Genomic DNA, 2,386 nt, shown 5'->3' on the forward strand with positions numbered 1-2,386 from the left:
TTCAATCAAGACGACAATGCGGTGAAAGAATTCAACAAAGCACTCAACCAATTAAGCCAACAAAATATTCAAGTTGAGTACCCTGCAAAACTGGAAAGCCAATCTCAGCGATCGGATGTGATTCGTGAGCGACTACGTCGTGAAGTGACAACAATGACAGGTACGGGGGATAAATAATGATTCGCCTTATTTTCCTATTTGTCGTTCTAGGTGCAGGTCTATTTGCCGGTACTCAGTTTTCTGGTCAACAAGGATATGTACTGATCTCAATAGCAAACAAGACCATCGAAATGAGCGTGACCACTTTAGTGATCTTCGTTATCGCTGCGCTAGCTGGTCTTTTCCTCCTTGAATACCTGATTAAAAAGTTGGTTTACGCAAGCTCAAGCACTTGGAACTACTTCAGCGTACGTAAAATGCGTCGTTCTCGTCGCTACACCAATGAAGGCATTATCAAGCTCCTTGAAGGTGATTGGAAAGGTGCTGAAAAGAAAGTCACTCGTTGGGCAAATCACCACGATATGCCACTACTGTGCTATCTCGTTGCTTCTGAAGCTGCTCAAGGTCAAGGTGATAAAGCAAAACGCGATCATTATCTTGCATTAGCTAGCCAACAGGAGAATGCTCATCTCGCTGTCGAACTGACTCGAGCCAAGCAATTTATTCGTGATAATGAGTTCGAAGCCGCTTTCGATACCCTGCAATCGCTAAAAGGCCAATACCCAAATAACTCGATTGTCTTGAACTTACTCAAAACAACTTACATGCAGCTTAAATTGTGGCAGCCACTGATTGACCTAATGCCACAACTGGCGAAAGCAAAGCTAGTAACGGAAGAAGAGCAAGCAGAACTGATTCAGAAAGCACAATGTGGTTTACTGCATGAAGTCGCGCAACAACAAGGTAGCGAAGGGCTAATTTCTCATTGGAACAGTCTGGCTCGTAAAGTGAAGCAAGACACGCATCTTATTGCTTGTTTTGCACGTGAGCTTATCGCTCGTAAAGCCGATACCGAAGCCTTTACCGTACTAAAAGAAGCACTGAAAAAGCAGCCTGAACCAGAACTTTACCAACTACTGCCAGACTTAAACCTACCAGATATCCATCCTGTAGTAGTCTTCCTAGAAGGCGTAGTAAAGAAAGAAGCTGACAACGCAGCGGCACACAGCGCTCTAGCACACTTCTACTTCCGTCAAGAGAAATGGCAACAAGCTCAGGAGCACTTTGAAATAGCTCTAAAACTTCGCTCAGACGTATCTGACTATGCTTTCCTAGCAGACACACTAGAGAAGCAAAATCTAACCAAAGCTGCTCACGAAGTCTCTCGTAAAGCTCTGATGCTGGTTCAGCACGACTAACCAGTAACAACATTATCAAGCCGACAGTTTACTGTCGGCTTTTTTATTGCCTGCCATTTATCCATAACCATCAACACGTATTCAATTAACTAGAAACCCAGCCCCCCTCTCTCTTAAACCACTCGCTACAGTTTGACCCTTATCGTTTTTTGGCTTTTCTCCACCCACGCCAATGAGCACCACTCAACAGACAAGTAATACCAATCTAAGTAAAAACATGATCCAATTGAGGCTGTCCAACAACAGAACTGATTCGCTATGGACAGCCTCAATAATATCGACTTTAAAAAGCTCGCAAGTCAGCAAAAATCCATTCAGATGAAAATGAGGCCACTGACCCTTACTCATTTCAAATGATGGACACTCACGCACACAAATCGCCAAGTTTCTCAAGGTAAGCCGAACCAGTGTCAATAAGTAGGTTTAAACCTTTCTTGAAGAAGGGCTGGAAGGACGACAAGAAAAGCCAAGAACAGGAAGACCACCATTCTTAACTTCCGAGCAAAGAGAGCTGTTGAGCCAATACATAAAAGATAAAGCCAATGACTTTAAAACTGTCAGTGTCATCAAACTTCCGCCCTATTCTCCAGAGCTAAACTCTATCGAACAAGTCTGGAGTTGGTTGAGGCAACCAATCTTTTACGGATTACGACGACATCATCTCCAAAGTCTGTGATGCATGGAATCGTTTTTTGGATAGCTCCAAAAGAGTCACCAAAATGTCTTCGAGAAGATGGATAGACCTGATCAGTTAATTTTCCAGATTGGTATGACTTCTCTTGGAAGGGAAAATGACAGACTCTAAAACGACAAAAACCCTGCTATTTCTAGCAGGGCTTTCAAATAAGTGGCGGAGCGGACGGGACTCGAACCCGCGACCCCCGGCGTGACAGGCCGGTATTCTAACCAACTGAACTACCGCTCCGCACTGGTTAGACCTAAGTCTAAATTTAAAGCCTGGCGATGTCCTACTCTCACATGGGGAAACCCCACACTACCATCGGCGCTATTTCGTTTCACTTCTGAGT

At 44.1% G+C, this 2,386-nt stretch carries 3 protein-coding genes and 1 tRNA gene; 3 read left to right on the top strand and 1 reads right to left on the bottom strand.

Going from position 1 to position 2,386, the window contains the following annotated elements:
• From R7040_RS24280 to R7040_RS30650, 3 genes are all read left to right on the top strand, one after another.
• Nucleotides 1–177: uroporphyrinogen-III C-methyltransferase (locus tag R7040_RS24280; RefSeq protein WP_318097239.1), on the top strand; the 177-nt coding region annotated here is incomplete at its 5' end.
• A complete protein-coding gene (locus R7040_RS24285; protein WP_024700463.1) occupies nucleotides 177–1,358 on the top strand; it encodes a heme biosynthesis protein HemY in 1,182 nt (393 codons plus the stop codon). The genes R7040_RS24280 and R7040_RS24285, both read left to right, overlap by 1 nt.
• A 514-nt stretch (nucleotides 1,359–1,872) precedes the next feature.
• Nucleotides 1,873–2,034: a transposase gene (locus R7040_RS30650; protein WP_411978195.1), complete on the top strand. Its 162-nt coding sequence runs from the start codon at nucleotides 1,873–1,875 to the stop codon at nucleotides 2,032–2,034.
• A gap of 172 nt (nucleotides 2,035–2,206) precedes the next feature.
• On the opposite strand, the gene R7040_RS24295 is transcribed toward R7040_RS30650, so the two are convergent.
• A tRNA-Asp gene (locus R7040_RS24295) sits at nucleotides 2,207–2,283 on the bottom strand.
• Nucleotides 2,284–2,386 lie beyond the last annotated feature (103 nt).

The sequence above is a fragment of the Vibrio sp. 1069 genome (assembly GCF_033340555.1).

Bases quoted from the DNA above. Each gene is read 5' to 3' on its own strand.
- R7040_RS24285 (WP_024700463.1), top strand. From the start codon at position 177: ATGATTCGCCTTATTTTCCTATTTGTCGTTCTAGGTGCAGGTCTATTT.